The organism is Sphingopyxis sp. GW821-FHT12F08 (assembly GCF_058806755.1).
On sequence record NZ_JBXAQA010000004.1, the window covers coordinates 345,722 to 371,423 of the forward strand.

28 protein-coding genes and 1 pseudogene are annotated in these 25,702 nt (G+C 67.2%); 20 read left to right on the forward strand and 9 right to left on the reverse strand.

What is annotated here, in order from left to right; genetic code table 11:
- Window positions 1-37: 37 nt before the first annotated feature.
- Window positions 38-922, reverse strand: coding sequence for a phosphoserine phosphatase SerB (gene serB / locus AC1RNQ_RS13605; RefSeq protein ID WP_493171709.1), 885 nt, complete (start codon window positions 920-922; stop codon window positions 38-40).
- On the opposite strand from serB, the gene miaA reads away from it, so the two are divergent.
- From miaA to AC1RNQ_RS13645, 8 genes are all read left to right on the forward strand, one after another.
- Window positions 921-1,880: a tRNA (adenosine(37)-N6)-dimethylallyltransferase MiaA gene (gene miaA / locus AC1RNQ_RS13610; protein WP_493171710.1), complete on the forward strand. Its 960-nt coding sequence runs from the start codon at window positions 921-923 to the stop codon at window positions 1,878-1,880. The two genes, serB and miaA, sit on opposite strands and share 2 nt — an antisense overlap.
- Before the next feature lie 86 nt (window positions 1,881-1,966).
- A complete protein-coding gene (ilvB, locus tag AC1RNQ_RS13615) occupies window positions 1,967-3,721 on the forward strand; it encodes a biosynthetic-type acetolactate synthase large subunit (RefSeq protein ID WP_493171712.1) in 1,755 nt (584 codons plus the stop codon).
- Between the two features lie 4 nt (window positions 3,722-3,725).
- Window positions 3,726-4,241 (forward strand): acetolactate synthase small subunit, encoded by a 516-nt coding sequence (ilvN, locus tag AC1RNQ_RS13620; RefSeq protein WP_077028977.1) that lies wholly within the window; start codon window positions 3,726-3,728, stop codon window positions 4,239-4,241.
- A gap of 124 nt (window positions 4,242-4,365) precedes the next feature.
- Window positions 4,366-5,400, forward strand: coding sequence for a ketol-acid reductoisomerase (gene ilvC, locus AC1RNQ_RS13625; RefSeq protein WP_493171714.1), 1,035 nt, complete (start codon window positions 4,366-4,368; stop codon window positions 5,398-5,400).
- 79 nt (window positions 5,401-5,479) lie between these two features.
- On the forward strand, window positions 5,480-6,094 hold the full coding sequence (locus tag AC1RNQ_RS13630) for a DUF6151 family protein (RefSeq protein WP_493171716.1): 615 nt from the start codon (window positions 5,480-5,482) through the stop codon (window positions 6,092-6,094).
- A gap of 166 nt (window positions 6,095-6,260) precedes the next feature.
- The gene (locus AC1RNQ_RS13635; protein WP_493171718.1) at window positions 6,261-7,397 is read left to right on the forward strand and encodes an 8-amino-7-oxononanoate synthase; all 1,137 of its coding nucleotides are present in this window, start codon (window positions 6,261-6,263) and stop codon (window positions 7,395-7,397) included.
- Window positions 7,394-8,002: a dethiobiotin synthase gene (gene bioD, locus AC1RNQ_RS13640; RefSeq protein WP_493171720.1), complete on the forward strand. Its 609-nt coding sequence runs from the start codon at window positions 7,394-7,396 to the stop codon at window positions 8,000-8,002. The genes AC1RNQ_RS13635 and bioD overlap by 4 nt, the downstream gene beginning before the upstream one ends.
- Before the next feature lie 103 nt (window positions 8,003-8,105).
- Window positions 8,106-9,362 carry an adenosylmethionine--8-amino-7-oxononanoate transaminase gene (locus tag AC1RNQ_RS13645; RefSeq protein WP_493171722.1) on the forward strand — a complete coding sequence of 419 codons (1,257 nt, stop codon included), beginning with the start codon at window positions 8,106-8,108 and terminating at the stop codon, window positions 9,360-9,362.
- A gap of 258 nt (window positions 9,363-9,620) precedes the next feature.
- Here AC1RNQ_RS13645 and AC1RNQ_RS13650 read toward each other — a convergent pair whose 3' ends face one another.
- Entirely contained in the window at window positions 9,621-10,106 is a 486-nt protein-coding gene (locus tag AC1RNQ_RS13650) for a YHS domain-containing (seleno)protein (RefSeq protein ID WP_493171724.1), read from the reverse strand.
- A gap of 169 nt (window positions 10,107-10,275) precedes the next feature.
- Between AC1RNQ_RS13650 and AC1RNQ_RS13655 the strand changes: the two genes are divergently transcribed.
- The 5 genes from AC1RNQ_RS13655 to leuA all read left to right on the forward strand — a co-directional run bounded on the left by AC1RNQ_RS13655 (window position 10,276) and on the right by leuA (window position 14,629).
- Window positions 10,276-10,701 (forward strand): hypothetical protein, encoded by a 426-nt coding sequence (locus AC1RNQ_RS13655; protein WP_493171726.1) that lies wholly within the window; start codon window positions 10,276-10,278, stop codon window positions 10,699-10,701.
- A gap of 242 nt (window positions 10,702-10,943) precedes the next feature.
- Window positions 10,944-11,591 carry a YceI family protein gene (locus AC1RNQ_RS13660; RefSeq protein WP_493171728.1) on the forward strand — a complete coding sequence of 216 codons (648 nt, stop codon included), beginning with the start codon at window positions 10,944-10,946 and terminating at the stop codon, window positions 11,589-11,591.
- A gap of 93 nt (window positions 11,592-11,684) precedes the next feature.
- A complete protein-coding gene (locus tag AC1RNQ_RS13665) occupies window positions 11,685-12,041 on the forward strand; it encodes a hypothetical protein (protein WP_493171730.1) in 357 nt (118 codons plus the stop codon).
- Window positions 12,042-12,159: 118 nt separating this feature from the next.
- Window positions 12,160-12,666 carry a rhodanese-like domain-containing protein gene (locus tag AC1RNQ_RS13670; RefSeq protein ID WP_493171731.1) on the forward strand — a complete coding sequence of 169 codons (507 nt, stop codon included), beginning with the start codon at window positions 12,160-12,162 and terminating at the stop codon, window positions 12,664-12,666.
- A 298-nt stretch (window positions 12,667-12,964) separates the two neighbouring features.
- The gene (gene leuA, locus AC1RNQ_RS13675) at window positions 12,965-14,629 is read left to right on the forward strand and encodes a 2-isopropylmalate synthase (protein WP_493171733.1); all 1,665 of its coding nucleotides are present in this window, start codon (window positions 12,965-12,967) and stop codon (window positions 14,627-14,629) included.
- A gap of 2 nt (window positions 14,630-14,631) precedes the next feature.
- Here leuA and AC1RNQ_RS13680 read toward each other — a convergent pair whose 3' ends face one another.
- Window positions 14,632-15,561, reverse strand: coding sequence for a LysR family transcriptional regulator (locus tag AC1RNQ_RS13680; protein ID WP_493171735.1), 930 nt, complete (start codon window positions 15,559-15,561; stop codon window positions 14,632-14,634).
- Window positions 15,562-15,659: 98 nt separating this feature from the next.
- On the opposite strand from AC1RNQ_RS13680, the gene AC1RNQ_RS13685 reads away from it, so the two are divergent.
- From AC1RNQ_RS13685 to AC1RNQ_RS13705, 5 genes are all read left to right on the forward strand, one after another.
- Window positions 15,660-16,412, forward strand: coding sequence for a 3-oxoacyl-ACP reductase family protein (locus tag AC1RNQ_RS13685; protein ID WP_493171737.1), 753 nt, complete (start codon window positions 15,660-15,662; stop codon window positions 16,410-16,412).
- 25 nt (window positions 16,413-16,437) lie between these two features.
- Complete coding sequence (locus AC1RNQ_RS13690; protein ID WP_493171739.1) at window positions 16,438-17,040, forward strand: NADPH-dependent F420 reductase; 603 nt, start codon at window positions 16,438-16,440, stop codon at window positions 17,038-17,040.
- A 106-nt stretch (window positions 17,041-17,146) separates the two neighbouring features.
- Window positions 17,147-18,208, forward strand: a complete 1,062-nt coding sequence (locus AC1RNQ_RS13695; protein ID WP_493171741.1) for a hypothetical protein — start codon at window positions 17,147-17,149, stop codon at window positions 18,206-18,208.
- A 339-nt stretch (window positions 18,209-18,547) separates the two neighbouring features.
- The gene (locus tag AC1RNQ_RS13700) at window positions 18,548-18,829 is read left to right on the forward strand and encodes a hypothetical protein (RefSeq protein ID WP_493171743.1); all 282 of its coding nucleotides are present in this window, start codon (window positions 18,548-18,550) and stop codon (window positions 18,827-18,829) included.
- Window positions 18,826-19,059 (forward strand): hypothetical protein, encoded by a 234-nt coding sequence (locus AC1RNQ_RS13705; RefSeq protein ID WP_493171745.1) that lies wholly within the window; start codon window positions 18,826-18,828, stop codon window positions 19,057-19,059. Before AC1RNQ_RS13700 ends, AC1RNQ_RS13705 begins: the two co-directional genes overlap by 4 nt.
- 28 nt (window positions 19,060-19,087) lie before the next feature.
- Here the strand turns inward: AC1RNQ_RS13705 and AC1RNQ_RS13710 are convergent, their stop codons facing one another.
- From AC1RNQ_RS13710 to AC1RNQ_RS13730, 5 genes and pseudogenes are all read right to left on the reverse strand, one after another.
- Window positions 19,088-19,393, reverse strand: coding sequence for a hypothetical protein (locus tag AC1RNQ_RS13710; protein WP_493171747.1), 306 nt, complete (start codon window positions 19,391-19,393; stop codon window positions 19,088-19,090).
- 299 nt (window positions 19,394-19,692) lie between these two features.
- A complete protein-coding gene (locus AC1RNQ_RS13715; protein ID WP_493171748.1) occupies window positions 19,693-20,073 on the reverse strand; it encodes a DUF1801 domain-containing protein in 381 nt (126 codons plus the stop codon).
- A complete protein-coding gene (locus AC1RNQ_RS13720) occupies window positions 20,070-20,507 on the reverse strand; it encodes a DUF1801 domain-containing protein (protein WP_493171750.1) in 438 nt (145 codons plus the stop codon). The genes AC1RNQ_RS13715 and AC1RNQ_RS13720 overlap by 4 nt, the downstream gene beginning before the upstream one ends.
- Before the next feature lie 9 nt (window positions 20,508-20,516).
- The gene (locus AC1RNQ_RS13725; protein ID WP_493171752.1) at window positions 20,517-21,791 is read right to left on the reverse strand and encodes an RNA polymerase sigma factor; all 1,275 of its coding nucleotides are present in this window, start codon (window positions 21,789-21,791) and stop codon (window positions 20,517-20,519) included.
- A 129-nt stretch (window positions 21,792-21,920) separates the two neighbouring features.
- Window positions 21,921-22,280, reverse strand: a pseudogene (locus AC1RNQ_RS13730) (YciI family protein); the annotation flags it as partial.
- Between the two features lie 229 nt (window positions 22,281-22,509).
- Here AC1RNQ_RS13730 and AC1RNQ_RS13735 point away from each other — a divergent pair.
- Complete coding sequence (locus tag AC1RNQ_RS13735) at window positions 22,510-23,640, forward strand: GGDEF domain-containing protein (RefSeq protein WP_493171754.1); 1,131 nt, start codon at window positions 22,510-22,512, stop codon at window positions 23,638-23,640.
- Between the two features lie 6 nt (window positions 23,641-23,646).
- Here the strand turns inward: AC1RNQ_RS13735 and AC1RNQ_RS13740 are convergent, their stop codons facing one another.
- Complete coding sequence (locus AC1RNQ_RS13740) at window positions 23,647-24,027, reverse strand: DUF427 domain-containing protein (RefSeq protein ID WP_493171756.1); 381 nt, start codon at window positions 24,025-24,027, stop codon at window positions 23,647-23,649.
- A gap of 96 nt (window positions 24,028-24,123) precedes the next feature.
- On the opposite strand from AC1RNQ_RS13740, the gene AC1RNQ_RS13745 reads away from it, so the two are divergent.
- Window positions 24,124-25,701 carry a carbon-nitrogen hydrolase family protein gene (locus tag AC1RNQ_RS13745; RefSeq protein ID WP_493171758.1) on the forward strand — a complete coding sequence of 526 codons (1,578 nt, stop codon included), beginning with the start codon at window positions 24,124-24,126 and terminating at the stop codon, window positions 25,699-25,701.
- Window position 25,702: the final 1 nt, after the last annotated feature.

A 25,702-nucleotide genomic window follows, 5' to 3' on the forward strand; every position in this document is an offset into this window, starting at 1 on the left:
AATGTCGGGTCTCGCCCGCAACCGGTCGACACCGGCGCTACCCCATCACCCACTGCCGCCGCGCATAGCCCTGCGCCCACAAGAGCGCGGTCAGGTCGTGGTGGCGGATCACCGCCGCCGCGGCCTCGCCCGCCGACGCATGCGGATAAAAGCCGATCCCCAGCCCCGCCGCGGTGATCATCGGGATGTCGTTCGCGCCGTCGCCCACGGCCAGCGTCTCGGCGAGCGGCAGGCCGTGCTTCGCGGCCTCGGCCTTCAGCGTCTCGAGCTTGCCCTGGCTGTCGACGATCGGCTCGATCACGCGCCCGGTCAGCTTGCCGCCCGAAATCTCGAGCGTGTTGGCGACGACCTTGTCGAAGCCGATCGCCTCGCCCACCGGGTCGGCAAAGGCGGTGAAGCCCCCCGACACCAGCACCGACCAGGCGCCATGCGCCTTCATCGTCTGGACCAAAGTGCGCGCGCCGCGGGTCAGCTTCACCCGCTCGATCCGGCATTCGGTCAACGTCGCCTCGGCCATGCCGCCGAGCGCGGCGACACGTTCGATCAGCGCCGCGCGGAAATCGAGTTCGCCGCGCATCGCGCGCTGGGTGATCGCCGCGATCTCGGGCTTGATCCCGGCATAATCGGCGAGTTCGTCGATGCATTCGACCGTGATCATCGTCGAATCCATGTCGGCGACGATCAGCTTCTTGGTGCGATCGCCCAGCGGCTGCACCACGACGTCAAGCGCGCCATGGTCCATCTTCGCCAGTTCGGCGCGCGCGCTGACCAGGCTGCCCTGAAACATGATGTCGGCGGCGTCATGCTCGTCGAGCCAATGCGGCGCGCCGACGTCGTGCCCCGTCGCATCGAGCCGGTCGATCGCTTCGCGAACCACCTCGTCGGTCAGCTTCCCGGCTGCTATCAACGTCGCTACGAACATGGCTGCTCCTTCTTCCCCGGGCCCCACGCGGCCACCTCTCGCGCTTATCGCCGGACCCACCGCCAGCGGCAAGAGCGCATTGGCGGTCGCGCTCGCATGCGCGCTCGAAAGGGCCGTCGTGATCAACGCCGACGCCAGCCAGGTCTATGCCGACCTCGCCATCCTCTCGGCGCGCCCGACGGAGGAAGAGATGCACGGCGTGCCGCACCGCCTGTTCGGCCATGTGGGCGCCGCCGAAGCGTATAACGCCGCGCGCTGGGCCGACGACGCGCGCGCCGCGGTCGCCGAGGCGTATGCCGCGGGCAACGTTCCGATCCTCGTCGGCGGCACCGGCCTGTACCTGCGCACGCTCCTCTATGGCATCGCGCCGGTGCCCGAGATCGACGCGCAAGTGCGCGATTCGGTCCGCGCGCTCCCCGTCGCCGAGGCCCATGCCGCGCTGGCCAAAGCCGATCCCGCCGCCGCCGCGCGCCTCAATCCCGCCGACACCACCCGCGTCGCGCGCGCACTCGAGGTCGTCCGCGCGACCGGCCGCACCCTCGCCGACTGGCAGCGGGCGCGCGAGGGCGGCATCGCCGACGGCGTCGCGCTGACGCCGCTGATCCTCCTGCCCCCGCGTGACTGGCTCCGCGAACGGTGCGACGCGCGGCTCGTCCAGATGTTCGACGGCGGCGCGATCGACGAGGTCGAAGCGCTGCTCGCGCGCGATCTCGACCCCGATCTCCCCGCGATGCGCGCGATCGGCGTGCCGCAGATCGCCGCCCATCTCCGCGGCGGAATCCCCCGCACCGAGGCGCTCGACCAGGCGCAGGCGGCCACCCGCCAATATGCGAAGCGCCAGTTCACGTGGTTCCGCCACCAGCCACCCGCCGACTGGCCGCGCCACGAAGAATCATTAAAAATCGATTCTATCAACAAATTAGCAATATTATTACGCGATAGGCTGTTGACAGGATAGAATCATGCACCTATTGCCCGCCGACCCGCTGCAGCGCACAAGGCGCGCGCCCAAAGGCGTGGCAGAATGAGGAAAGGAGTTTCGTCGTGACGGAAATGAGCGGTGCCGACATGGTGGTTCAGGCGCTGGTCGACCTCGGGGTCGACACGGTGTTCGGCTATCCGGGCGGCGCGGTGCTTCCCATCTATGACGCGCTCTACAAGCATCCGACGATCAAGCACGTCCTCGTCCGCCACGAGCAGGCGGCGACCCACGCGGCCGAGGGCTATGCCCGCTCGACCGGCAAACCCGGCGTCGTGCTCGTCACCTCGGGCCCCGGCGCGACCAACGCGGTCACCGGCATCACCGACGCCTTGCTCGACTCGATCCCGATGGTGGTGCTGACGGGCCAGGTTCCGACCAACCTGATCGGCACCGACGCCTTCCAGGAATGCGACACCGTCGGCATTACGCGCCACTGCACCAAGCATAATTATCTCGTCATGGACCCCGACCGGCTCGGCGCGATCATGCACGAGGCCTTCTATATCGCGACGCACGGCCGCCCCGGCCCGGTGGTGATCGACATTCCGAAGAATGTGCAGGTCGCGACGGGGAAATACCGCCTGCCCGAAAAGATCGAGCATCAAAGCTACCGCCCGCAGGTCGAGCCCGACGCCGACGCGATCAGCCAAGCCATCGACATGATCGCCGCCGCCGAGCGACCGATCTTCTACACCGGCGGCGGCGTGATCAACGCCGGCCCCGATGCCAGCGCCGCGCTGCGCCAGCTGGTGTCGCTCACCGGCGCGCCGGTCACCTCGACGCTGATGGGCCTCGGCGCCTTCCCGTCGGACGACCCCAAATGGCTCGGCATGCTCGGCATGCACGGCACATATGAGTCGAACATGGCGATGAACCGCGCCGACCTGATCATCGCGGTCGGCGCGCGCTTCGATGACCGCGTCACCGGCCGCCTCGACGCCTTCGCGCCCGAGGCAAAGAAGATCCACATCGATATCGACCGCTCGTCGATCAACAAGATCGTCCCCGTCGACCTCGCGGTGGTCGGCGACGCCGGCCGCGCGCTCGACGCGCTGATCGCGGCGTGGCAGGACAAGGGCCACAAACCGCGCGACCTCGGCGAATGGTGGCGCCGCGTCGACGGCTGGCGCGCGACGCGCTGCCTCGACTTCCCCGAAAAGAAGGAAGCCTCGGCCGACATCATGCCGCAGCGCGCGGTGAAAGCCTTGTTCGACGCGACGCGCGGCCGCGACCCGATCATCACCACCGAAGTCGGCCAGCACCAGATGTGGGCGGCGCAGCATTTCGGCTTTTCGGCGCCGAACCGCTGGCTCACCAGCGGCGGGCTCGGCACGATGGGCTACGGCTTTCCTGCCGCGGTCGGCGCGCAGATCGCGCACCCCGGCCGCCTCGTCGTCTGCATCGCGGGCGAAGCCTCGCTCCAGATGAACATCCAGGAAATGGGGACGGTCAGCCAGTACCGCCTGCCGGTGAAGATCTTCATTCTCAACAACGAGTGGATGGGGATGGTCCGCCAGTGGCAGGAACTGACCTATGAGAGCCGCTATTCGAACAGCTATTCGGACAGCCTGCCCGATTTCGTGAAGCTCGCGGCGGCCTACGGCTGGACGGGCCTGCGCATCGACACGCTCGGCGAGCTCGAGGCGGGCATCCAGACGATGATCGAGACGCCCGGCCCGGTGATCGTCGACTGCCGCGTCGCCAAGCTCGCCAACTGCTTCCCGATGATTCCGAGCGGAGCCGCACACACCGACATGATCCTCCAGCCGAACGACATCGTCGGCACGATGGACGACGAAGCGAAAGCGCTGGTCTAAGCCCATGAAAATCAAAACCGAAGCGGGCGAGCGCCATGTGCTCGCCGTCACCGTCGACAACGAGGCGGGCATCCTCGCCAAGATTACCGGGCTGTTCTCGGCGCGCGGCTATAATATCGAGAGCCTGACCGTCGCCGACATCAGCGCCGACCACGCGCTGTCGCGGATCACCATCGTCACGTCGGGGCCGCCCGCGGTGATCGACCAGATCATCGCGCAGCTCGACCGGCTCGTCCCCGTGCACAAGGTCACCGACCTCACCGACCAGGGCGCGCATGTCGAGCGCGAGATTGCGCTCGTCAAGGTCGCGGGCACCGGCGACAAGCGCATCGAGGCGCTGCGCATGGCCGACGTCTTCCGCGCGAAGGTCGTCGACACGACGCTCACCAGCTTCATCTTCGAAATCACCGGGAACAGCGACAAGGTCGACCGCTTCATCGCGCTGATGCGCGAATGCGGGCTGGTCGAGGTCGGCCGCACCGGCGTCGTCGCCATCGGCCGCGGGTCGGAGGCGCTCTAGGGTTTATCACTAACTTCGTCATCCCGGCGAAGGCCGGGATCTCACCGTTGCAGAAGAACGCGAGGGCGGGATCCCGGCCTCCGCCGGGATGACGATCAAGCAATACACGAAGGGGTTACATCCAATGCAGGTTTATTACGATCGCGACGCCGACCAGGATCTGATCAAGGGCAAGAAGGTCGCCGTGGTCGGCTACGGCAGCCAGGGCCACGCCCACGCGCAGAACATGCGCGACAGCGGCGTCAAGGACGTCGCGATCGCGCTCCGTCCCGGTTCGGCGACGGCGAAGAAGGCCGAAGCCGCGGGCTTCAAGGTGCTGTCGAACAAGGAAGCCGCCGAATGGGCCGACGTGATCATGATCGCCGCCCCCGACGAGCATCAGGCGAAGATCTACGCCGACGACATCGGCCCGAACATGAAGCCCGGCGCCGCGCTCGCCTTCGCGCACGGCCTCAACATCCACTTCGGCCTGATCGAGGCGCGCCCCGACATCGACGTGTTCATGGTCGCCCCCAAGGGCCCCGGCCACACCGTGCGCAGCGAATATCAGAAGGGCGGCGGCGTCCCCTGCCTGATCGCGGTCGCACAGGAGGCCGCGGGTAACAGCGGCAACGGCTTCGCCAAGGCGCTCGCCCTCTCCTACGCCTCGGCGGTCGGCGGCGGCCGCAGCGGCATCATCGAGACGACCTTCAAGGAAGAGTGCGAAACCGACCTCTTCGGCGAACAGGCGGTGCTCTGCGGCGGCATCACCCACCTGATCCAGGCGGGTTTCGAAACGCTGGTCGAGGCGGGCTATGCCCCCGAAATGGCCTATTTCGAATGCCTCCACGAAACCAAGCTGATCGTCGACCTCCTCTATGAGGGCGGCATCGCGAACATGCGCTATTCGATCTCGAACACCGCCGAATATGGCGACATCAAGACCGGCCCGCGCATCATCACCGAAGAGACCAAGAAGGAAATGAAGCGCGTGCTTCAGGACATCCAGTCGGGCCGCTTCGTCAAGGATTTCGTGCTCGACAACCAGGCCGGCCAGCCCGAGCTCAAGGCGAGCCGCAAGGCGGCCGCGGCGCATCCGATCGAACAGGTCGGCGGCGAACTGCGCGCGATGATGCCGTGGATCGCCAAGAACCAGCTCGTCGACAAGTCGAAGAACTGACGGCCCCAGCAGGCCGTCATCCCGGCGAAAGGCGGGATCCCGGCTTCCGCATTCGCGGGCGAAGCGCTAGGGACGGAGCATGTCCTCCGACCTCGCCTTCGCCTGCCAATGCGGCGCCGTTTCCGGAGCCCTGCTCGACGTCGGCCCCGGCCAGGGCGACCATGTCATATGCCATTGCACCGACTGCCAGGATCTGACGCACCATCTGGGTCATTCCGCACGCGTGCTCGACGCGCATGGCGGCAGCGCGCTCTACCAGTCGCGCTGCGCACGCCTGCGCATCGACACCGGCCGCGAGCATCTCGCCTGCATCCACCTCACCGACAAGCCGACCTTGCGCTGGTACGCCTCTTGCTGCGGCATGCCGCTGTTCAACACTTATGCGAACGGCAAGCTTCCCTATATCACGACCCAGCTCGCCGCCTGCGACCCGGCGGAGCGCGACGCGCTGGTCGGCCCGCCGCTCGGCCACCTCTTCACGCAGGACGGCATCGGCGACACGAGCGCGCTGCCGAAGATGAGCATGGGCCGGCTGATGCGCCGCTTCTTCCCGCGCATGATCCGCGACCTCTTCTCGGGCGATCGCCGCCGCTGCGCGCTGTTCGACACCAAGACGCTCCAGCCGATCGCCACACCGCACCGCCTCACCGCCAAAGAACGACAGGCCTTGCGGGGCGGAGGCCGCGCAGACTAAGAAATTTTGTCACTCCCGCGAAGGCGGGAACCCAGCTTTTATTCTTTGTGCCTTTGCGCCTTTGCGTGAGATTTTTCGAACCCCACGCAAAGGCGCAAAGGCACAAAGATAAGACAAAATGGAGCTGGGTTCCCGCCTTCGCGGGAATGACAAAAGAAGGAAGAAAATGGTGACCGCCCCCTTCGCCGCGCATCACGCCGACCTCGCTGGCCTTGCCGCCGAAAACCGCCGCCGCGCGCTCGCCCCGCGCACCGGCATCGATTTCGCCTCGAACGACTATCTCGCCCTCGCGGGCTCCTATGCCCTGAACGAGGCGATGGCCAAGGGGCTCGCGGCGGGGCTTCCGGCCGGTTCGGGCGGCTCGCGGCTGCTGCGCGGCAACCATGCCGAGCATGAGGCGCTCGAAGCGCACGCCGCGCGTCATTACGGCAGCGAAGCGGCGCTCTTCTTCCCGACCGGTTTCGCCGCCAATGCCGCGCTCTTCGCGACGCTGCCGCAGCGCGGCGACCTGATCGTCCACGACGAATTGATCCACGCGAGCGCGCACGACGGCATGAAGCTCGGCCGCGCAGACCGCGCCGCCGCCGCGCACAACGACCCGCAGGCTTTCGCCGACGCTATCGCCGTCTGGCGCACGAAGGGCGGCACCGGCACGCCGTGGATCGCGGTCGAAAGCCTCTACAGCATGGACGGTGACAAGGCCCCGCTCGCCGAACTCGCCGCGGTCGCCGGCCGCCACGACGCCGTTCTCGTCGTCGACGAGGCGCATGCGACCGGCGTCTACGGCCCCGCCGGCCAAGGGCTCGCGCACCGGCTGGCGGGCCGCGCCAACCTCATCACCCTCCACACCTGTGGCAAGGCGCTCGGCTGCGAGGGCGCGCTGCTCTGCGGCCCGCAGATCGTCCGCGACTTCCTGATCAACCGCGGCCGCCCGTTCATCTTCTCGACCGCGCCCTCACCGCTGATGGCGTGGCTCGTCCGCCAGGCACTCGAAATCGTCGCCAACGAGCCCGAGCGCGCCGCGCACCTCCACAGCCTCGTCGCGCACGCCGAGGCGCGCCTCGCCGAACTCGGCCTGCCCGCCAGCGGCAGCCAGATCCTCCCCGTCGTCATCGGCGACAACGGCCGCACGATGCGCATAGCCGGCGCATTGCAGGAGGCGGGCTTCGACATCCGCGGCATCCGTCCGCCGACCGTCCCGCACGGCACCGCGCGCCTGCGCATCGCGATCACCCTCAATGTGACCGAGGGCGACATCGACCGCATGGCCGACACGCTCGCCGGCGCCATGGCCGCGGCATGACGCGCTTCGTCGTCACCGGCACCGACACCGGCATCGGCAAGACCGTTTTTTCCGCCGCGCTCGCGCGCGCGACGGGCGCGCCTTATTGGAAACCGATCCAGTCGGGCCTCGAAGAGGAAACCGACAGCGAAGTGGTGGCACGCCTCGCAGGCGTCGCCGTACAGCCCGAAGCCTATCGCCTCGTTACCCCCGCCTCGCCCCACCGCGCCGCCGAGATCGACGGCGTAGCGATCGACCCCGACCAGCTCGCACCGCCTCCGGGCGACCTCATCGTCGAAGGCGCGGGCGGCGCGCTTGTCCCCGTCACGCGCAGCCTGCTCTACGCAGACCTCTTTGCGCGCTGGCAGATCCCCGCGATCGTCTGCGCCCGCACCAGCCTCGGCACGATCAACCACAGCCTGCTGACGATCGAAGCGCTCAGGAGCCGCGGCGTCCCCATCCACGGCCTCGCCTTCCTCGGCGATGGGGTGGAGGATAGCGAAGCGACCATCGCAGAGATCGCCAGCGTTCGCCGATTAGGCCGCCTGCCGATCGTCGACCCGCTGACGCCGGAAAAGCTGGCGGCGGCTTTCAGCGCGAATTTCGATCTCGCGGACTTTCAATAGATATTCGTCATCCCGGCGAAGGCCGGGACCTCAACCTTGAATTCCTACGCACCGACGAGATCCCGGCCTTCGCCGGGATGACCGACTAGTATAAGGCGCGCCAATGACCACACCCCTTTCCCCCATCTGGCACCCCTTCACCCAGCACGGCCTCGGCGACGCCATCCCGCGCATCGCGCGCGGCAAAGGCGCGCGCCTCTACGATGCCAAGGGCAACAGCTGGATCGACGCGATCTCGAGCTGGTGGGTCACCACCCACGGCCATGCGCACCCGCGCATCATGGCCGCGATCCGCGAACAGTCGGAAAAGCTCGACCAGCTCATCTTCGCTGGCTGGACCCACGAACCCGCCGAGACGCTCGCCGCCGAGCTGATCCGCATCACCCCCGCCCCACTCACCCGCGTCTTCTTCTCGGATTCGGGCTCGACCAGCGTCGAAGTCGCGCTCAAGATGGCGCTCGGCTATTGGTTCAACATCGGCGAGCCGCGCCACCGCATCCTCGTCCTCGAGCACAGCTATCATGGCGATACGATCGGCACGATGTCGGTCGGCGAACGCGGCGTCTACAACCGCGCCTGGCAGCCGCTCCTGTTCGACGTCGACACCATCCCCTTCCCGCACGAGGGACTGGAACAGGCGACACTCGACGCGCTCGAAGCCGCCTGCGCAGCCAAACCCGCCGCCTTCATCGTCGAACCGCTGATCCTCGGCGCGGGCGGCATGCTCATCTACCCCGCGTGGGTGCTCGCCGAGATGCGCGCGATCTGCGCGCGCCACGGCGTGCTCTTCATCGCCGACGAGGTGATGACCGGCTGGGGCCGCACCGGCACGCGCTTCGCCTGCGACCAGGCGGGCGTGATCCCCGACATCGTCTGCCTTTCGAAGGGTCTCACCGGCGGGAGCCTGCCGCTCGCGGTGACGCTCTGCATCGAGCCGATCTTCGAAGCGCATTATTCGACCGACCGCGCGAAAACCTTCTATCATTCAAGCAGCTACACCGCGAACCCGATCGCCTGCGCCGCCGCGAACGCCAACCTCGAAATCTGGCGCGACGAGCCGGTGCAGCAACGCATCGACGCTCTGTCGGACGCACAGGCCGCGCACCTCTCGCTCCTCAGCCACGACGGTCGCGTCGCCAACCCCCGCGGCCTCGGCACCATCGCCGCACTCGACATCGTCGTGCCGGACTCGGGCTATCTCTCGACCCTCGCCCCGCGCCTGATCGCCTTCTACCGCGACAAAGGCGTCCTCCTCCGCCCGCTTGGCAACACGGTTTACGTCATGCCGCCCTATTGCATCGCGGCGGAGGATCTGGCGCAGGTGTGGGACGCGATCGGGGCCTCGCTGGAAGCGATTTAGGGCGAGGCCGGTTACGGGCGGTAGGGGACAAGAGCGATCCTCCCCCAACGGGGGAGGGGGACCACCCGAAGGGTGGTGGAGGGGCACGTGAGGTTTGCGTGACGCTGGACCGATAAGCCGCTCATTTCCAGCCGCGAATCTGTGACGCGTTGCCTCTACGTCAAGACAACCCGCCTGTGCCCCTCCACCAGCTTCGCTGGTCCCCCTCCCCGTTCCGGGGAGGATCGGCTACGTCCGCTCTCCACCCCAAACCAGCCTTCACCCTCCAAACTTGGCATCATCCGGGATCACCGCCCAATTCTTCTCCGCCGCGGCGATGAACCTCGCGCGGTCGGCGTCCCACTTCGCCTTCACCTCCTGGTTGAAGTTCAGGTACAGCTTGCCGTCGACAACCGCATAGGCCAGCGGATCGCCCGGCGCGAGATAGCCGCGCGACATCGCCCAGGCGCAGTGCCCGCCATATTGCGGTGCGAACGCCTCGGGATTGGCGGCGAAGCGCGCGGCATTCACGGCATTGGCGAAATGATAGACGGCACCGTCATGCTCGACGGCGAACGCGGCATCGCCCTTCGCCGGCACGCCGTCGCCGTCGAAATAGCTGACCGTGTCATAGCCGCTGACCGCGACATTTGCGCCCTCGACCCCGACATAGACGGGCTTGGCATAGGCATGCGGGGTGAACACCGCGAGCGACAGCGGGGCGAGCAGCGCCGCAAGCAGCGCGAACAGGGCTTGGTTTTTCACGAAACATCTCCATCTCGGCACCACCGGCCCGATGCCGCAGCGCGCGTCGCCATGGGTTCGGGCCCCGGACGGCGAAAGTTACGCGGCCAGCGGATCAGTTCGGGCTGGGTTCATCTTCGCCGCCTAAGCGTGGACAAGGGGACGGGGTTTTTGAGGGAATGACGCCGCGATGACCAAGCCTGCCCGCTTCCTGCTCCCGCTGCTCGCCGCGCTGGCGCCCTTGTCGCTGGCCCATACCGCGCCCGCCGCGGCGCAGGTCGAGGATCTCGCGCAATCGTCGCAGCCGCCCGAGAAATTCTCCTTCCTCATCGCCTATGGCAATGACGAATGCCCCGAGGCCGAGGGCGACGAGATCGTCGTCTGTGCGCAGGAGCCCGAGGCCGAGCGCTACCGCGTGCCAAAGGAGCTGCGCGAGGAACTGCGCGAAGAGGATGTCGGCGGCGGCGGCAGCTGGGCCGCCACGGTCGAGGCGCACGACGACATCGCCCGCCTGAACCGCCCGAACAGCTGCTCGGCGGTGGGCAGTTACGGCTTCACCGGCTGCACCAGCGCGATGCTGCGCCAATGGTTCGCCGAGCGCCGCTCGACGCGCTGAGCCGCGTCATCCCGTCCTATCGGATCAGCGAATTCCCGGCATAGGGATCGTACGGCGGCGCGGGCGCGGGGGGCAGCGCCGCGACCTGCTCGCCCGCGCCGTCGCCGATCCATTGGGCAAAGCCCGCCGCGATCACAGTAACCGAAACCCAGCGTTTCCACCTCGCCCGGTTCTTGCCATTGACGCGGAGCCCGGCCCCGCCCTAGCCTGTCGCTTCCCGTCTTCATGGAGTTCCCCCCGTCATGAAATATTTCACCCGCACCGCCCTTCCGCTCGCCGCGATCGCCGCCATTATCGCCGTCCCCGTGATCGCGCAGAACAGCGGCCCTCCCGGCGCGCCCGACAAGAGCCGCGTCACCGCGGGCAGCTATGTCGCCGACCCCGGCCACACGCTCGTCGTGTGGGAGGTCGACCATTTCGGCTTCAGCAAATATTCGGGCCTCTTCGGCGACGTCGCCGGTACGCTCGTCCTCGATCCCGCCAACCCCGCCGCGTCGAAGGTCGAGGTGACGATCCCCGTCGCCAAGGTCACAACCGCCAGCGCGGGGCTCACCGGCCATCTGCTGCGCGCGGGCAAGGACGGCGGCAAGCCCGACTTCTTCGGCGCGGCGCCCGCCGACGCCAAATTCGTCTCGACCAGCGTCGTCGTGGACGAGGACGGCGACGCGGCGAAGGTCACCGGCAACCTCACGCTGAACGGCGTCACCAGGCCGGTCACGCTCGACGTCGATTTCCACGGCGCGGGGACCAACCCCTATAACAAGAAGGCGACCGTCGGCTTCAACGCCGAGGCGACCATCAAGCGCAGCGACTTCGGCATCGCCTATGGCATCCCCGCGGTCAGCGACGCGGTCGAGCTCGAGATCCACGCCGCGTTCGAAAAGCAGTAAGCGCGCGCCAATCTGTCACACGCTGCGGTTAAGAATCGGGGCGCGGGCCGGCCAGGCCCCCGCCCCTTTTCTTTGACCGCAGGAGCCCGCGAGATGAGCGAACTGGTACGCGAAATCATCGAGATCACCGCCTTTGTCACCGGCGACGAGGAGCATCCGCAGCTGACCGTCGAGGCCGAGGGCCTCGCCCCCACCGCCGGCTGGACCAATGTCCGGCTCGAGGCGCATATTTACATCGATGCGCCCGAGGACGGCTATCAGGACTTCGACCTCGTCGGCGACCGCCCGTCGGAAGCGTCGGCCGACGTCCTCACCCCGGTCGAGGCCGCGTGGGAAGGCGAACTCGAAGACTGGGTCCTCGGCGTCCGCGTCCATGCCATCGACAATATGATCGAGGAGGATCTGTTCGAATATGAGGATGAGGAAGGCGAGGAGGACGAGGCGGCCTGAGGACGTTGGCGGCAATCGGCAAGGCCGCGGAAAACCGGCGCCGATGCGCCCGCGGGTTCATCGCCCAGCCATATAGGAGCGGTTAGACCCTGCGCCATCGGGAAGAGGAGGATCGTCCATGAAGCACGCCATCCTGGCCGCACTGGTGCTCGCCGCCACCGCCATCGCCCCCGCCGGCGCGCAAAATGCGCCCGCCAATCCCCAGATCGACTACCCGGGCTTTCAGGCGCTCACCGCATCCGTCGCGCCGCAGCGCGCGGTGCGGCTGATGTCGTTCGACGCCTTCAAGGCCCAGGCCGCCAAGCCCGGCACGCTGCTCCTCGACGCACGGTCGAAGGACGCCTTCGCGCGCGGCCATATCGCGGGCGCGGTCAACCTGCCGCTCACCGACTTCACCGCGACAAGCCTCGCCGCGGTGATCGGCGATAATCCCGACCGCCCGATCCTCATCTATTGCAACAATAATTTCTCGAACCATCGCAGCCCCGTGCCGCTCAAATCGGCGCCGCTCGCGCTCAATATCCAGACCTTCATCAACCTCGTCGGCTATGGCTATGCCAATGTCCACGAACTCGCCGACGTCGTCGATTTCGACGATCCCAAGGTGGGGTGGGTGAAGGGATAAGCCCGCCCCTCACCCCGTCATCCCGGCGAAGGCCGGGATCTCTCCGTTGCGTCATCACGAAAGGGCGAGATCCCGGCCTTCGCCGGGATGACGGGATGGCTCATCCGCGAAATTTTCGCACACACCCCTTGCACGCCGCGACATTTTGCATCATTGGGGCGGCCATGCGCGGCAACGCCCTTCTTCTTCTGCGACTTACACGCCCTTGGGCGTGACACTGGCTGCGCGCTAGTCGCGGCCACCCGCTCAAGGGTCCGATCGACACAGAACGCAACCCCGCAGAAGAAGTTTTCAGACCATGACCATGCTCCGCGACCCCTCGGTCAAATATAGCGCCTTTCCGCAGATTCCCTTGGCGAATCGCGAATGGCCCGGCCGCGTCATCACGCACGCGCCGATCTGGCTCTCCACCGACATGCGCGACGGCAATCAGGCGCTGATCGACCCGATGGATGCCGAGAAAAAGGCGCGCTTCTTCGACCTGCTCGTCCGCATCGGCCTCAAAGAAATCGAAGTCGGCTTCCCCAGCGCCGGCGCGACCGAGTTCGACTTCATCTCGGGCCTCGTCAAATCGGGCCGCATCCCCGACGACGTCACCCCGCAGGTGCTGACGCAAAGCCGCGCCGACCTCATCCGCACCAGCTTCGACAGCCTCGCGGGCGCAAAGACCGCGATCGTCCACGTCTATAACGCGGTGGCTCCGGCCTGGCGCAAGATCGTCTTCGGTATGGACAAGGCCGACATCAAAAAGATCGCGATCGACGGCGCGAAGCAGCTCCGCGACAATGCCGCGCGCCTGCCGCAGACCAACTGGCGCTTCCAGTACAGCCCCGAATGCTTCTCGACGACCGAGATCGATTTCAGCATCGAGGTGTGCGAGGCGGTGATGCAGGTGCTGGCCCCCACCACCGACAACCCGATCATCCTCAACCTGCCCGCGACGGTCGAGGCGGCGACGCCGAACATCTACGCCGACCAGATCGAATATTTCGGCAAGAACCTGCCGAACCGCGACGCCGCGATCCTGAGCCTGCACACCCACAACGACCGCGGCACCGGCGTCGCGGCGGCCGAATTGGGCCTGCTCGCGGGCGCCGACCGCGTCGAGGGTTGCCTGTTCGGCAATGGCGAGCGCACCGGCAACACCTGCCTCGTCACCATCGCGCTCAACATGTACACGCAGGGCGTCGACCCCGAGCTCGACTTCTCGAACATCGACGAGGTCATCCAGACGGTCGAATATTGCAACCGGCTCCCGGTTCACCCGCGCCACCCCTATGGCGGCGAGCTCGTCTACACCGCCTTTTCGGGCAGCCATCAGGATGCGATCAAGAAGGGCTTCGCCGCGCGCGAACGCCAGAATGACCTGGCGTGGGAAGTCCCTTATCTGCCCATCGACCCCGCCGACCTCGGCCGCAGCTATGAAGCGGTGATCCGCGTCAACAGCCAGTCGGGCAAGGGCGGCGTCGCCTGGGTGCTCGAACAGGACAAGGGCCTGAAACTCCCCAAGAAGATGCAGGCGAGCTTCAGCCATATCGTCCAGGCGCTCGCCGACGAGACGAGCCGCGAACTCGGCGCCGAGGACATCTGGGGCGCCTTCGAAACCGCGTACCTCACCACTCAGAACAAGCGCTTCCAGCTCGTCGACTGGTCCGAAAGCCATGCCGGCAGCGACCGCATCTTCGCCGGCAAGCTGATGATCGAAGGCACCCCCCGCACCGTCAGCGGCCGCGGCAACGGCCTGATGTCGAGCGTCATCGCGGCGCTCGCGGAGTCAGGAGGCCCGATCATGGACATCGTCGACTATAGCGAACACGCGATCGGCCAGGGCAGCAACGTGCAGGCCGCGGCCTATGTCGAATGCCGCACCGCCGACGGGAAGAGCCTGTTCGGCTGCGGGCTGGACACCGACGTCGCGACGGCGAGCGTTCGGGCGATCTTGAGTGCGGCGAACGGCGCCTGACGTCAGCCAAGGCTTCCGGCAAAGCGTTCGGCCAGCCGTTCGCGCCTGAACATATCGGCGACCCAGTCGACAAAGGCCCGCGTCTTGCCGGGCAGCAGGGTGCGCGAAGCATAATAGACAGAGATGGCGCCCGCATCGGCGTACCAGCCGGGAACCAGCCTCGTCAGCGTGCCGTTTTCCAGTTCGGGCAGCACGTCGGGCATGGCGAGCAGCGCAACGCCAAGGCCTAGTAAAGCTGCTTCGCGCACCGCCGCAGGATCGTTGACGACGACTGTCGCCTGCAAGGTCGCCTCGACTTCGTTGCCGGCCACGTCGCGCATCGCCCAATGCCGTATCCGGCCCGATTGCAGCGATCGCATGGCGATGCCGTCGAAAGCCGCCAGCCCCGCGGGGTCCGTCGGTGCGTCGCGGCCCGCCATATAGGCGGGCGATGTCACCGCGACGATATGCGCCGGCGCCAAGGTGCGCGCGACGATGCCGGGCGAGAGGTCGAAGCCGCCGCCGATCGCGGCATCATAGCCTTCGGCGACGATATCGACATGCCGGTTCTCGAAATGCCATTCGGGCCGGATGCGCGGGTAGCGCGCGAGGAAGCCCGGCAGCATCGGGAGCAGGTGCATCACGCCAAAGGTGGGCGCCATGCTGACCTTCAGCACCCCCGCCGGCTCGCCGCCGTCCGATGCCATTCCGGCGATGGCCGCCTGGATATCGTCGAGACTCCCCGCGATCGCGAGGCGAAACGCCTCGCCCGCTTCGGTCAGGGTCAGCTTGCGCGTCGAGCGATGGAAGAGCCGGACACCCAGATTGCGCTCGAGCATCGCCACATTGCGGCTGACCGCCGCCGGCGTGAGCGTCAACCGCCGCGCGGCTTCGGAAAAGCTGCCCAGGTCGGCGCTGCGCGCAAAGGACAAGAGATTGGCGAGCGTTTCCATTTTCAATCAACAGTTGAAAAAATAGCAAATCATTACCGACTAATCCAGACAGAAACTCTCCGCCATCTTCGCTCCACCCCCAATCAGGAGTGAAGACCATGACCAACGCCACCCATAATCTCTCGGGCAAGATCGCCCTCGTCACCGGCGGCTCGCGCTCGATCGGTGCCGCCGTCGCGAAACGCCTCGCCGCCGACGGCGCAGCCGTCGCCATCACCTACAGCGCCTCGCCCGATCGTGCCGCGGCCGTCGTCGCCGACATCGAAGCCGCGGGCGGCACGGCGATCGCGATCGAGGCCGACGCGGGCAATCCCGACGCCGTGCGCGCCGCCGTCGCCGCGACGGCCGAACGCCTCGGCGGTCTCGACATCCTCGTCAACAACGCCGGCGTCGCGATCAATGCACCGATCGACGATTATCGCTTCGAGGATTATGAGCGCATGATCGCGGTCAACGTCACCGGCGTGTTCGTCGCGACGCAGGAAGCCGTTCGTCACATGAAGGCGGGCGGCCGGGTGATCCATATCGGCTCGTCGATGACCCGCTACGCGGCTTTCCCGACCGCCTCGGTCTACACGCTGACCAAGGGCGCCGTGTCGGGCTTCAACCGTAGCCTTGCGCGCGATCTGGCGCCGAAGGGCATCACCGTCAACTCGGTCCACCCCGGCCCGACCGATACCGACATGAACCCCGCCGATGGCTCCGTCGCCGAGTTCGTGACCGCCGGCATCGCCCTCGGCCGCTACGCGCGGTCGAGCGAGATCGCCGGGGTCGTCGCCTTCCTCGCGAGCGAGGATTCGTCCTTCGTGACCGGCGCCGACATCGTCGCCGACGGCGGCCTCAGTGCCTGACACACCGGCAGAAAGGAGCATCATCATGCCCAGCATCGGCATCATCGGCGCCGGCAATATCGGCCGCGCCATCGCCGCCGCGCTCGCCAACAAGGGCATCGCGGCCACGCTCGCCAACAGCCGCGGGCCCGACAGCCTCGCGCCGGTCATCGCGACGCTCGGCGCCGGCATCGTCGCCGGAACGCGCGAGGAGGCCGCGGCGCGGGATATCGTCTTCGTTGCGGTAAACTGGTCGAAACTGCCGGGCGCGCTTGCCGGCCTGCCCGCCTTCGACGGCCGTATCGTCATCGATACCAACAACCCGATCGAAGCGCCGCTGTTCAAACCCTTCGATCTCGGCGGACGCACCTCGTCCGAGGTGTTTGCCGACATGGTTCCGGGCGCGCATGTCGTGAAGGCCTTCAACCATCTCCAGCCCCACCTCCTGTCGGCCGATCCGGCGAGCGAAGGCGGCAAGCGTGTGCTCTTCTATTCGGGAGACCACGCGGCGGCGAAGGCGATTGTCGGTGGACTGATCGACCGGCTCGACTTTGCCGGCATCGACCTGGGGTCATTGGCGATAGGCGGACGTCTGGCCCAATTCCCCGGCGGGCCGCTGCCTGCGCTAAACCTCGTCAAATTCGGCTGACATTTGAGGAATCGGCGGGTTTTTACGGGATCCGCCGATTCTCCTTTCCTAAAATACACCCATATGGTTCATTCTATCAGTTTCACCTAACCACAGGAGCGACTCGATGGAAACCATGGAAAACCTCGACCACGATCCCGCCGGCATCCCCGCCCCCGCCAGCTACCACTGGACACCGCGGCTCCAGCGCGACTTCCTCGAACATGTCGCCGACACCGGCTCGGTGCGCATTTCGGCGGAGCGCGTCGGCATGTCGCCCAGCGCCGCCTATCAGCTCAAGCAGCGGCCCGGGGGCGCGGCGTTCCGGCTCGGCTGGGCGGCGGCGGTGCTGATCGCGCGCGGGCGGATCGCCGACGAGCTGCTCGACCGCGCGATCTATGGCCATGAGGAGACGACCACCGTCTTTCGCGAAGAGGATCGCAGCTTCGTCAAGCGCCGCCGCCTCGACGCGCGCCTCGGCCTCGCGATGCTCGCGCGCCTCGACCGCATGGTCGAAACCCGCGCCAAGGCAGGCGAGGAGATGCTGGCGCAGATCATCGCCGGCGATTGGCCGGGCTTCCTGTCACTCTTCGATGTCGCCGAAGCCGCACGCGCCGCCACTGCGGACGCGGACGCGGACGCCGACGCCGCCGACGCCGCCGACGCCACCGGCGCGGACCGCCCCGAAAGCGGCCCGCAACCCGGAATGGCCGCCGCGCTCGCGCTCTGGCTCGCCGCCCGCGACAACCGCGCGAACCCCCTCGCTTCGCTCTGGCAAGACACCCCGATCGCGAATGAAGTTGCGCGGTTTTCCGCCGATTCCGGCGACGCGCCGCAACCCGACCCGACGCCCGAGGAAGACGCCGAGGCGATGACCGTCTGGCACGACGAGGAGAAGGACGAGCTGCGCACCAATTTCCCGCCCGCCGACGACTTCATCGGCGATGAGGAGGGCCAGTTCGGCGACGCCGATTACGAACGCTCCCTCGATCCCGAGGAGGTCGAGGCCTATGAGGCGGCCTATAACGCCGAACTCGCCCCGCTCCGCACCGCCGGCGAACGCGCCCGTTGCGCCTTCTTCGGCTTTCCCGAGCCCGCGAATGATCGCGAGGGCAGGGACGAAGGCGTTTCGCGCAAAGACGCAAAGACGCCAGGAAGCGGCGAAGACCAGCGCCGTCAGGCGCCTTGATCAATGGCATGCCCACAGGAGAGCGCTTCGCGCGGGGCCATGCGCGACATCTTCGTGTCTTTGCGTCTTTGCGCGAAACAGATCGAAGCCCACCGCATGCCAATTCGAACGAGGGTAAAAAACCGCCATCGCCGGACAGAAGGACTCCCACGACCCCCGCAGCCAGGGAAGGTGCCGGCCGCGCCCCCGCCAACCGGGAAATCAGGGCGAACGCCCACCCCGGGCCCTTACAATCCGTCCCGCGCGTCCCCATATCGATCTCATCGCGGCACGCCTTTCCGTAAGCCGCCGCGACTGAGAGACCGACGCGCGCTCCCGCTTACCGACAGGAGCCGCCCCATGGACCAGCCGCCCGCCAACCCCGCCGCCGCCCGCCGCACCAACAGCCATTTCCGCAAGCGCGGAACCCCGCTCCCGCCCGCCGACGCGCGGCGCCAGGGCGACATCAGCCAGCTCGCCTATCTCCAGATGGGCGGGCGCGATCCGGCCATCGCCTTTCTGAACACCGATCATCCCGCGCTCGGCGGCCGGCCGCTCGATATCGCCACCGCCAGCGCCGAGGGTTATGCCAGGGTCGCCGGGATCATCCGCGCCGCGGCCTCGCCGGCGGGTGTCGCATGAGCCGCGCGATGAACGTCATGCTCGACGAGGCCGGCGTCACCGCCATGTGCCGCACCGCGGGCGTCGACATCAGCGCGATCGAGCCGCTGCCCGACGGCGGCACCCGCCTCGTCTGCGTTTCGCCCGACGGCGCCGACCGGATGCGGGCGAAGCTCAAGAAACATCTGATCGAGGGAATGGTGGCGCGCCACCGTTTCTATCGCGCGCCGGGCCCGCCGGGCAGCTATTGACCACGCGGGCGCGGCGGGCCGCTCCGGGTCAGTCGGCGACCCAATAATCCGCGGCATCGCCCGGCTCGCCGCCGCGGCGGCACACCGTTTTGCCGTCCATCGACAGCACCGCCCAGCGGCCGATCGGTTCATGCTCCATCATCGCCAGCGCCGCGGCGAGGTCGGGGGCGTCAAAGGCGACGCGTTTCTCCACCCCGAACCAGCGGTCCTCATAATGGAGGACAAAGGCCAATGCGGGGGCAGGCGCCGCGGGGAGATCGATGTCGGACGCCGCATCGGACGAACGCGGCAGGCAGTCGCAGCCGCCGCCGGCCGCAGGGGAAGGAAAGGGCACTATGGAACACCTTCGTTGGGGGGAAGCGAAGGGGCAACCGGCACGATCTGGTCCACCGTGAAAGCAGCCGGGGCGAAAAATCTCCTGACACGCGTGAGACGGATAGAAGCCGCACGACCCGCAAGGGGCAGCGCGGCGAGAGTCCACGCTCCGCGATGACCCGTGAAAGGAAAGCATACTATGCTTTGTTCGACGGGCGGCCCGTTCGCCTCGACCAACGACAGCGCCGGCGCAAGAAAGTTACGGTGCAATCTCCGCGACATAGAGGCGGACGCCGCCGCCTCCGGAAACGCCGCCGGTCAGCGCGTGCCGTTCGCCGCCGCGGCTTCGGCGAACAGCGCCTTCAGCGCCGCCTCGTCGATCGCGTCCCCCGCGCCGATGTCGATCGCCCGCCGGACATTGCCGTCGAGGCTGGCGTTGAACAGCCGCTTCGGATCGTCGAGCGCCGCACCCTTGGCAAAGGTCAGCTTGACCTTGTCCTTATACGTCTCGCCGGTGCAGACGATCCTGCCGCCCGCGTACCAGGTCGGCACCCCGCGCCATTTCCACTCCTCGACGACGCCCGGGATCGCTTCCTTGATCAGCGCGCGCGCCTTTGCCAGCACCGCGCCGCGCCAGTCGCCCAGCTCGGCGATGCGGGCGTCGATCAGTTCGGCGGGGTTCTTCTCGTTCTCGCTCATTTCACCTTGTCCTTCGCATGCGAAATCCAGCCGGGCAGCGCCGCCGCCTGCCGGATCCAGCTTGTCAGTTGCGCCTCGTCGATCGCCTCATCCTCGTGAATATGGAAATAGCGCGCATCGGGGTCCTTCGACCCCACCGGCGGCACAGGGTCGAGTTGCTGGCCGCGGAACCAGGTGATCTTGATGTATCGGTTGAAGCAGTGAAAACAGAGGAACCACCCCTGCCCCGGCACCCCGTAAAAGGGCGAGTTCCAGCGCACCGCCTTCTCGACGCCGGGCACGGTCCGGACGATCAGCGCGTCGAGCTTCGCCCCCGCAGCGCTCTTCCACCCCGGCATCGCGGCGATATAGTCCTGCACCGGCCCGTCGCCGTCGCCCTTGGCGATCTGCGGATTGCCGCCCGACAGCAGCACGACTTCCTTCTTCTTCGCCATCACATCCTCCTAAGCCGGCACGGCGCACGCCGCCGCACGCCCCAGCAACCAGTCACGCTCGCGGTCGTTCCCTGCGAGCGCCGCCGCATCCTCGAACGCCGCTTTCGCCTCGCCCAGCCGTCCGGCGCGGAACAGGAAATCGCCGCGCGCCGCGGGCAGCGGCGCATAGTTGCGCAGCAGCGCGTCGTTCGCGATTTCGTCGACCAGCCGCAGCCCCGCCTCGGGTCCGAACGCCATGCTGTGCGCGACCGCGCGGTTCAGCTCGACCACCGGCGACGGCATGGCGATCCGCAGCCGGTCGTAGAGCGAAGCGATCCGTTTCCAATCGGTATCCTCGACGCGCCGCGCCCGCGCATGGCACGCCGCGAGCGCCGCCTGCAGCGCATAGGGCCCTTCGGCCCCACCCAACGCCTCGGCGCGCTCCAGCGTTTTCAGCCCGCGGCGGATGAGCAGCTGGTCCCAGCGCGCGCGGTTCTGCTCGGTCAGCGGCACGAAGCGCCCGTCGGGCCCGGCCCGCGCCGCCAGCCGCGACGCCTGGATCTCCATCAGCGCGAGCAGCCCCAGCACCTCGGGCTCCTCCGGCATCAGCCCCGCCAGGATGCGCCCCAGCCGCTGCGCCTCGGCGCAGAGCGGCGGGCGCACCAGCGACGGTCCCGCGGTCGCGGCATAGCCTTCGTTGAAGATCAGATAGACGACCTCGAGCACCGAGGCGCGCCGCGCCGCCAGTTCGCCGCCACGCGGCACTTCGAACGCCACCCCCGCCTTGGCGATCGCCTTCTTGGCGCGCGTGATCCGCGCCGCGATCGCGGGCTCGTTCGACAGGAAGGCGCGCGCAATTTCCTGGGTCGTCAGCCCGCCGACCAGCCGCAAGGTCAGCGCGGCGCGCGCCTCGGGCGCGATCACCGGGTGGCAGGCAGCGAAGATCAGCCCGAGCAGCTCGTCGCCCAGTTCGTCGTCGATCGCGGCCTCGATCGCCGCGACGCTGTCGTCGGCTTCGTCCATGTCGCGTGCCAGTTCGTCATGCTTGCGGCTCGCCATCGCGCTGCGGCGAAAGCCGTCGATCGCGCGCCGCTTCGCCGCCGCCATCAGCCAGGCGCCCGAATTGTCCGGCACCCCCGTTCGCGGCCATTCAGTCAGCGCGGCCAGCAGCGCCTCCTGCGCCAGTTCCTCGGCGCGATCGACGTCGCGCGTCATCCGCGCGAGCCCGGCGATCAGCCGCGCGCGCTCGATCCGGAACACCGCCTCGATCGCGCGGTTGGTCTCGCTCGTTGCCGCCTTCGCCATGCCGGCCTTCTCGGCGAAAGCGCCGGGAGAGGCAAGCATGGCGGCGGCGCGCGGCGCTTATTCGCCGCTCAGCTTGTCGCGCAATTTCTGTTCCTGCGCGATGATTTCGGGGGTCAGCGCGTCGCCGAAATCCTCCATCTCGTAGAAGGGACGGATTTCGAGCTCGCTCGGCCCCGGCATCGGGTTGGGGCAGCGCTTGGCCCAGGCGACCGCTTCGTCCATGTCCTTGACCTCCCAGATCCAGTAACCGGCGACCAGCTCGCGCGTCTCGGCGAAGGGCCCGTCGATCACCGACCGGTTCGGCCCGTCGAACGCGATGCGCTTGCCATGCGACGAAGGCCTCAGTCCGTCGCCGTCGACCATCACGCCGGCGCCCACCAGTTCCTCGTTGAACTTGCCCATCGCCTCGAACATCGCGGTCATTTCCGGAGTCGGGTCGATGCCCCTTTCGCTGTCCTCGGTCGCTTTGACGAAAACCATCACACGCATTGTCTTTCTCCTCAAAAAACGAAAGCCGCTATCGGCCTCTTGTACAGACGACGAACGGGCCGCGCGCGAATCGACAGGGTCTGCGAATTTTTTTCATCTTTTGCAAATCGCGCCACGACCTCCCGGCTCGGCCGGGAAAAAATGCGCCATATCGGGTGTTTGCCGCACACCGGCGAAAATCATGGTAAACCCGGCTTAATCCTCTTCGACCGCGACCGTTAAACCTCGCATGACCACTTTCGTATCTTCCTCTGGTGAGCCGGTCGGGCGGCTCCTTGGTTGGCTGGGGCTTCGCCATTCCCGCGGCGGCGAGGCTTCGCAGCAGGATGCGACCGAGCCTGGGGGCGTGCGCGACCTCGCGCGGCTCGCGCGGCGCGACCTCGTCGAGGCGATCGGCACCTTCCTGCTCGACAACAATCTCGACGTCACGCCCGCCAATCTGCTGCTCGCGCACAGCGCCTTTTCGGGCAACAACCCGCGCCTCGCGCGCCAGATCACCGCGCGCACCGGTACCGGCGGCGTCACCCAGGCGTGGCTTGACGAACTGACCGAGGAGGTCGCCGACAGCTCGGCGCAGGCCGAGCTCGAGCGGCTGATGGCGCGGCTCGAGACCAATCTCGAAACCTTCCAGGTGCAAAGCAAGAGCGCGCACAAGCACGCCGCCGATTACGGCAGCGAGCTCGAACAGCATGTCACCGACCTCGAACAATTGCAGAAAACCGGCCAGATCGTCTCGAACCTCGCCGACCTTGCCAAGACGATGCTCGAACGCACGCGCAAGGCCGAGGATGAGATGCGCAAGAGCGAGGAGGAAGCGAAGTCGCTCCGCCGCAGCCTCGAACGCGCCAGGCGCGATGCCGAGATCGACTATCTCACCGGCCTGCCCAACCGCCGCGCCTTCGAGGAGCTGCTCGAACGCCAGTATCGCGATGCACAGATGGCGATGGAGCCGCTCAGCGTCGCCTTTTGCGACATCGACAATTTCAAACTGATCAACGACGCGCACGGCCATGAGGCCGGCGACCGCGTGCTCAAGGCGATCGCCGACACGCTGTCGCAGATCAGCGACGACCGGTGCCATGTCGCGCGCCACGGCGGCGAGGAATTCGTCATGCTGTTCCGCGGCCGCACCCCCGCCGCCGCGGCCGAACGCCTCGACCAGGCGCGCGAGCATCTCGCCGCGCGGCGCTTGATCAACCGCAAGACCGACGAGCCCTTCGGCCAGATCACCTTCTCGGGTGGGGTCGCCGACATCTTCGGCCACGGCGACACACGCGCGGCGCTCAAGGCCGCCGACGACGCCCTCTACCGCGCCAAGCAGAACGGCCGCAACCGCGTCGAGATCGCCGGCGCGGAATAGGGCCCGCTATCCGGGCGGATGTTCGACGAACGTCACCCGGTCGGGATAGAAAGCGACATGCCCGGCGATCGCGGCCACCGCGTCATAGGGCGCCTCATAGGTCCACACCGCATTCGCGCCCTTGTCGCCCAGCGCCGACAGGTCGAAATAGCCCGCCTCGCCCTTGTACGGGCAATAGCTCGCGTGGCTCGACTCCCGCAGCTGCGCCATGTCGACGTCGGCCCGCGGGATATAGAGCACCGCGGGATAGCTCGCCTCGCGCAGCGCCAGCGCCGCTTTCGTATCGACGATCACCCGGTCGCCGATCCTTACTTCGACCCGCGCGGGGTGCGGGGCGATCGTGATCGGGTGGCTGGCATCGGGAATCAGCATCTTGTATTCGGCCATGGCGGCGCTCCTTCGCAAGGACAGATGGGAATCCGACCCGCGCTTCGCCAGTAGTGGCGATGGACAGCCCGTCTCCTCTCCCCCTATGCAGACCCCATGGACTCCACCAAAGCCAAGCTCGTCATCCGCAATAGCGCCCCCCGCGACGCCGCCGCGATCGCGCGCCTGACCGCCAAGGTCTATGGCCGCGGCGAAGGCTATTCGGCGGCGCAGATCCGTGGCCAGATCAACAATTTCCCCGAGGGCCAGTTCGTCGCCGAATATGAAGGCGCGATCATCGGCCTCTGTGCGACGTTGATCGTGCCGCAGGAGGAAGTGTTCACCGACCATCGCTGGTCGGCGATCAGCGGCGGCGGCTTCGGCACCAGCCACGATCCCGACGGCGACATCCTCTATGGCATGGAAGTATGCGTCGACCCCGACTACCGCCGCCTGCGCATCGGCCAGCGCTTCTACCGCAAGCGCCAGGAACTCTGCCAATCCTATGAATTGAAGGGCATCGCCTTCGGCGGCCGCATGCCGGGCTACGCCCGCCGCCGCCGCAAATATCCGGACCCGCAGGATTATCTCGACGCCGTCGTCGAAAAACAACTGCGCGATCCCGTCATCAATTTCCAGATCGCGCAGGGCTTCGAGGCGCGCCGCGTGCTTCACCACTACGACCGCCGCGACCTCGACAGCGGCGGCCATGCTGTGCTGATGTACTGGGAAAACCCGCTCGAGCCCAAGGATGCGGCGAGCCCCAAGGCGCGCGGCGCGATCCACGACCGCCTGCCCGCCTCGGTCCGCGTCGCGACCGTCCAGTTCCAGATGCGCGGCATCGCCAAGATCGAGGAGTTCGAGGAACAGGTCGAATATTTCGTCGACGTCGCCGCCGACTACAAGGCGGACTTTGTCGTGTTTCCGGAACTTTACACACTGGAATTGCTGTCGATCGAACGCAAGAAGCTGGAGCCGCAACAGGCGATCGAGAAGATCGCCGACTACACCGACCGCTATGTTGCCTTCATGGAAAAGCTCGCGGTCGGCTATAATATCAACATCATCGGCGGCTCGCACCCGACGCGCATGCCCAATGGCGACATCCGCAACATCGCCTATGTCTTCCTGCGCGACGGATCGGTGCATACGCAGCAAAAGCTCCACCCGACCCCGTCCGAGCGCCGCTGGTGGAACATCAAGGGCGGCCATGGCGCCGACGCGATCAACACCGACTGCGGTCCGATCGGGGTGATGATTTGCTACGACAGTGAATTCCCCGAACTCGCGCGCCACCTCGTCAACCAGGGCGCGATGATGCTCTTCGTCCCCTTCTGCACCGACGAGCGGCGCGGATATCTGCGCGTCCGCTATTGCTGCCACGCGCGCGCGGTCGAGAATCAATGCTATGTCATCACCTCGGGCGTCGTCGGCAACCTGCCGAACGTCGAGAATATGGACATCCATTATGCCGAGAGCGCGATCCTGACCCCGTCGGACTTCGCCTTCGCGCGCGACGGCGTCGCCGCCGACACCGCGCCCAATACCGAGACGATCGCGATCGCCGATCTGAGCCTCGCCGACCTGCTCACCAGCCGCCAGAGCGGCGCGGTGCAGAATCTGCGCGACCGCCGCTTCGACCTCTACCGCGTCGACTGGAAGGATGCGCCGACGCCGGGGATCGGGTCGCGTTGAG

What these genes read in the sequence shown, in the direction of transcription:
- miaA (WP_493171710.1), top strand. Translation starts at nt 921, where the DNA reads ATGGCTGCTCCTTCTTCCCCGGGCCCCACGCGGCCACCTCTCGCGCTT.
- serB (WP_493171709.1), bottom strand. Translation starts at nt 922, where the DNA reads ATGTTCGTAGCGACGTTGATAGCAGCCGGGAAGCTGACCGACGAGGTG.
- ilvN (WP_077028977.1), top strand. Translation starts at nt 3,726, where the DNA reads ATGAAAATCAAAACCGAAGCGGGCGAGCGCCATGTGCTCGCCGTCACC.
- ilvC (WP_493171714.1), top strand. Translation starts at nt 4,366, where the DNA reads ATGCAGGTTTATTACGATCGCGACGCCGACCAGGATCTGATCAAGGGC.
- AC1RNQ_RS13630 (WP_493171716.1), top strand. Translation starts at nt 5,480, where the DNA reads ATGTCCTCCGACCTCGCCTTCGCCTGCCAATGCGGCGCCGTTTCCGGA.
- AC1RNQ_RS13635 (WP_493171718.1), top strand. Translation starts at nt 6,261, where the DNA reads ATGGTGACCGCCCCCTTCGCCGCGCATCACGCCGACCTCGCTGGCCTT.
- bioD (WP_493171720.1), top strand. Translation starts at nt 7,394, where the DNA reads ATGACGCGCTTCGTCGTCACCGGCACCGACACCGGCATCGGCAAGACC.
- AC1RNQ_RS13645 (WP_493171722.1), top strand. Translation starts at nt 8,106, where the DNA reads ATGACCACACCCCTTTCCCCCATCTGGCACCCCTTCACCCAGCACGGC.
- AC1RNQ_RS13655 (WP_493171726.1), top strand. Translation starts at nt 10,276, where the DNA reads ATGACCAAGCCTGCCCGCTTCCTGCTCCCGCTGCTCGCCGCGCTGGCG.
- AC1RNQ_RS13660 (WP_493171728.1), top strand. Translation starts at nt 10,944, where the DNA reads ATGAAATATTTCACCCGCACCGCCCTTCCGCTCGCCGCGATCGCCGCC.
- AC1RNQ_RS13665 (WP_493171730.1), top strand. Translation starts at nt 11,685, where the DNA reads ATGAGCGAACTGGTACGCGAAATCATCGAGATCACCGCCTTTGTCACC.
- AC1RNQ_RS13670 (WP_493171731.1), top strand. Translation starts at nt 12,160, where the DNA reads ATGAAGCACGCCATCCTGGCCGCACTGGTGCTCGCCGCCACCGCCATC.
- leuA (WP_493171733.1), top strand. Translation starts at nt 12,965, where the DNA reads ATGACCATGCTCCGCGACCCCTCGGTCAAATATAGCGCCTTTCCGCAG.
- AC1RNQ_RS13680 (WP_493171735.1), bottom strand. Translation starts at nt 15,561, where the DNA reads ATGGAAACGCTCGCCAATCTCTTGTCCTTTGCGCGCAGCGCCGACCTG.
- AC1RNQ_RS13685 (WP_493171737.1), top strand. Translation starts at nt 15,660, where the DNA reads ATGACCAACGCCACCCATAATCTCTCGGGCAAGATCGCCCTCGTCACC.
- AC1RNQ_RS13690 (WP_493171739.1), top strand. Translation starts at nt 16,438, where the DNA reads ATGCCCAGCATCGGCATCATCGGCGCCGGCAATATCGGCCGCGCCATC.
- AC1RNQ_RS13695 (WP_493171741.1), top strand. Translation starts at nt 17,147, where the DNA reads ATGGAAACCATGGAAAACCTCGACCACGATCCCGCCGGCATCCCCGCC.
- AC1RNQ_RS13700 (WP_493171743.1), top strand. Translation starts at nt 18,548, where the DNA reads ATGGACCAGCCGCCCGCCAACCCCGCCGCCGCCCGCCGCACCAACAGC.
- AC1RNQ_RS13705 (WP_493171745.1), top strand. Translation starts at nt 18,826, where the DNA reads ATGAGCCGCGCGATGAACGTCATGCTCGACGAGGCCGGCGTCACCGCC.
- AC1RNQ_RS13715 (WP_493171748.1), bottom strand. Translation starts at nt 20,073, where the DNA reads ATGAGCGAGAACGAGAAGAACCCCGCCGAACTGATCGACGCCCGCATC.
- AC1RNQ_RS13720 (WP_493171750.1), bottom strand. Translation starts at nt 20,507, where the DNA reads ATGGCGAAGAAGAAGGAAGTCGTGCTGCTGTCGGGCGGCAATCCGCAG.
- AC1RNQ_RS13725 (WP_493171752.1), bottom strand. Translation starts at nt 21,791, where the DNA reads ATGGCGAAGGCGGCAACGAGCGAGACCAACCGCGCGATCGAGGCGGTG.
- AC1RNQ_RS13735 (WP_493171754.1), top strand. Translation starts at nt 22,510, where the DNA reads ATGACCACTTTCGTATCTTCCTCTGGTGAGCCGGTCGGGCGGCTCCTT.
- AC1RNQ_RS13740 (WP_493171756.1), bottom strand. Translation starts at nt 24,027, where the DNA reads ATGGCCGAATACAAGATGCTGATTCCCGATGCCAGCCACCCGATCACG.
- AC1RNQ_RS13745 (WP_493171758.1), top strand. Translation starts at nt 24,124, where the DNA reads ATGGACTCCACCAAAGCCAAGCTCGTCATCCGCAATAGCGCCCCCCGC.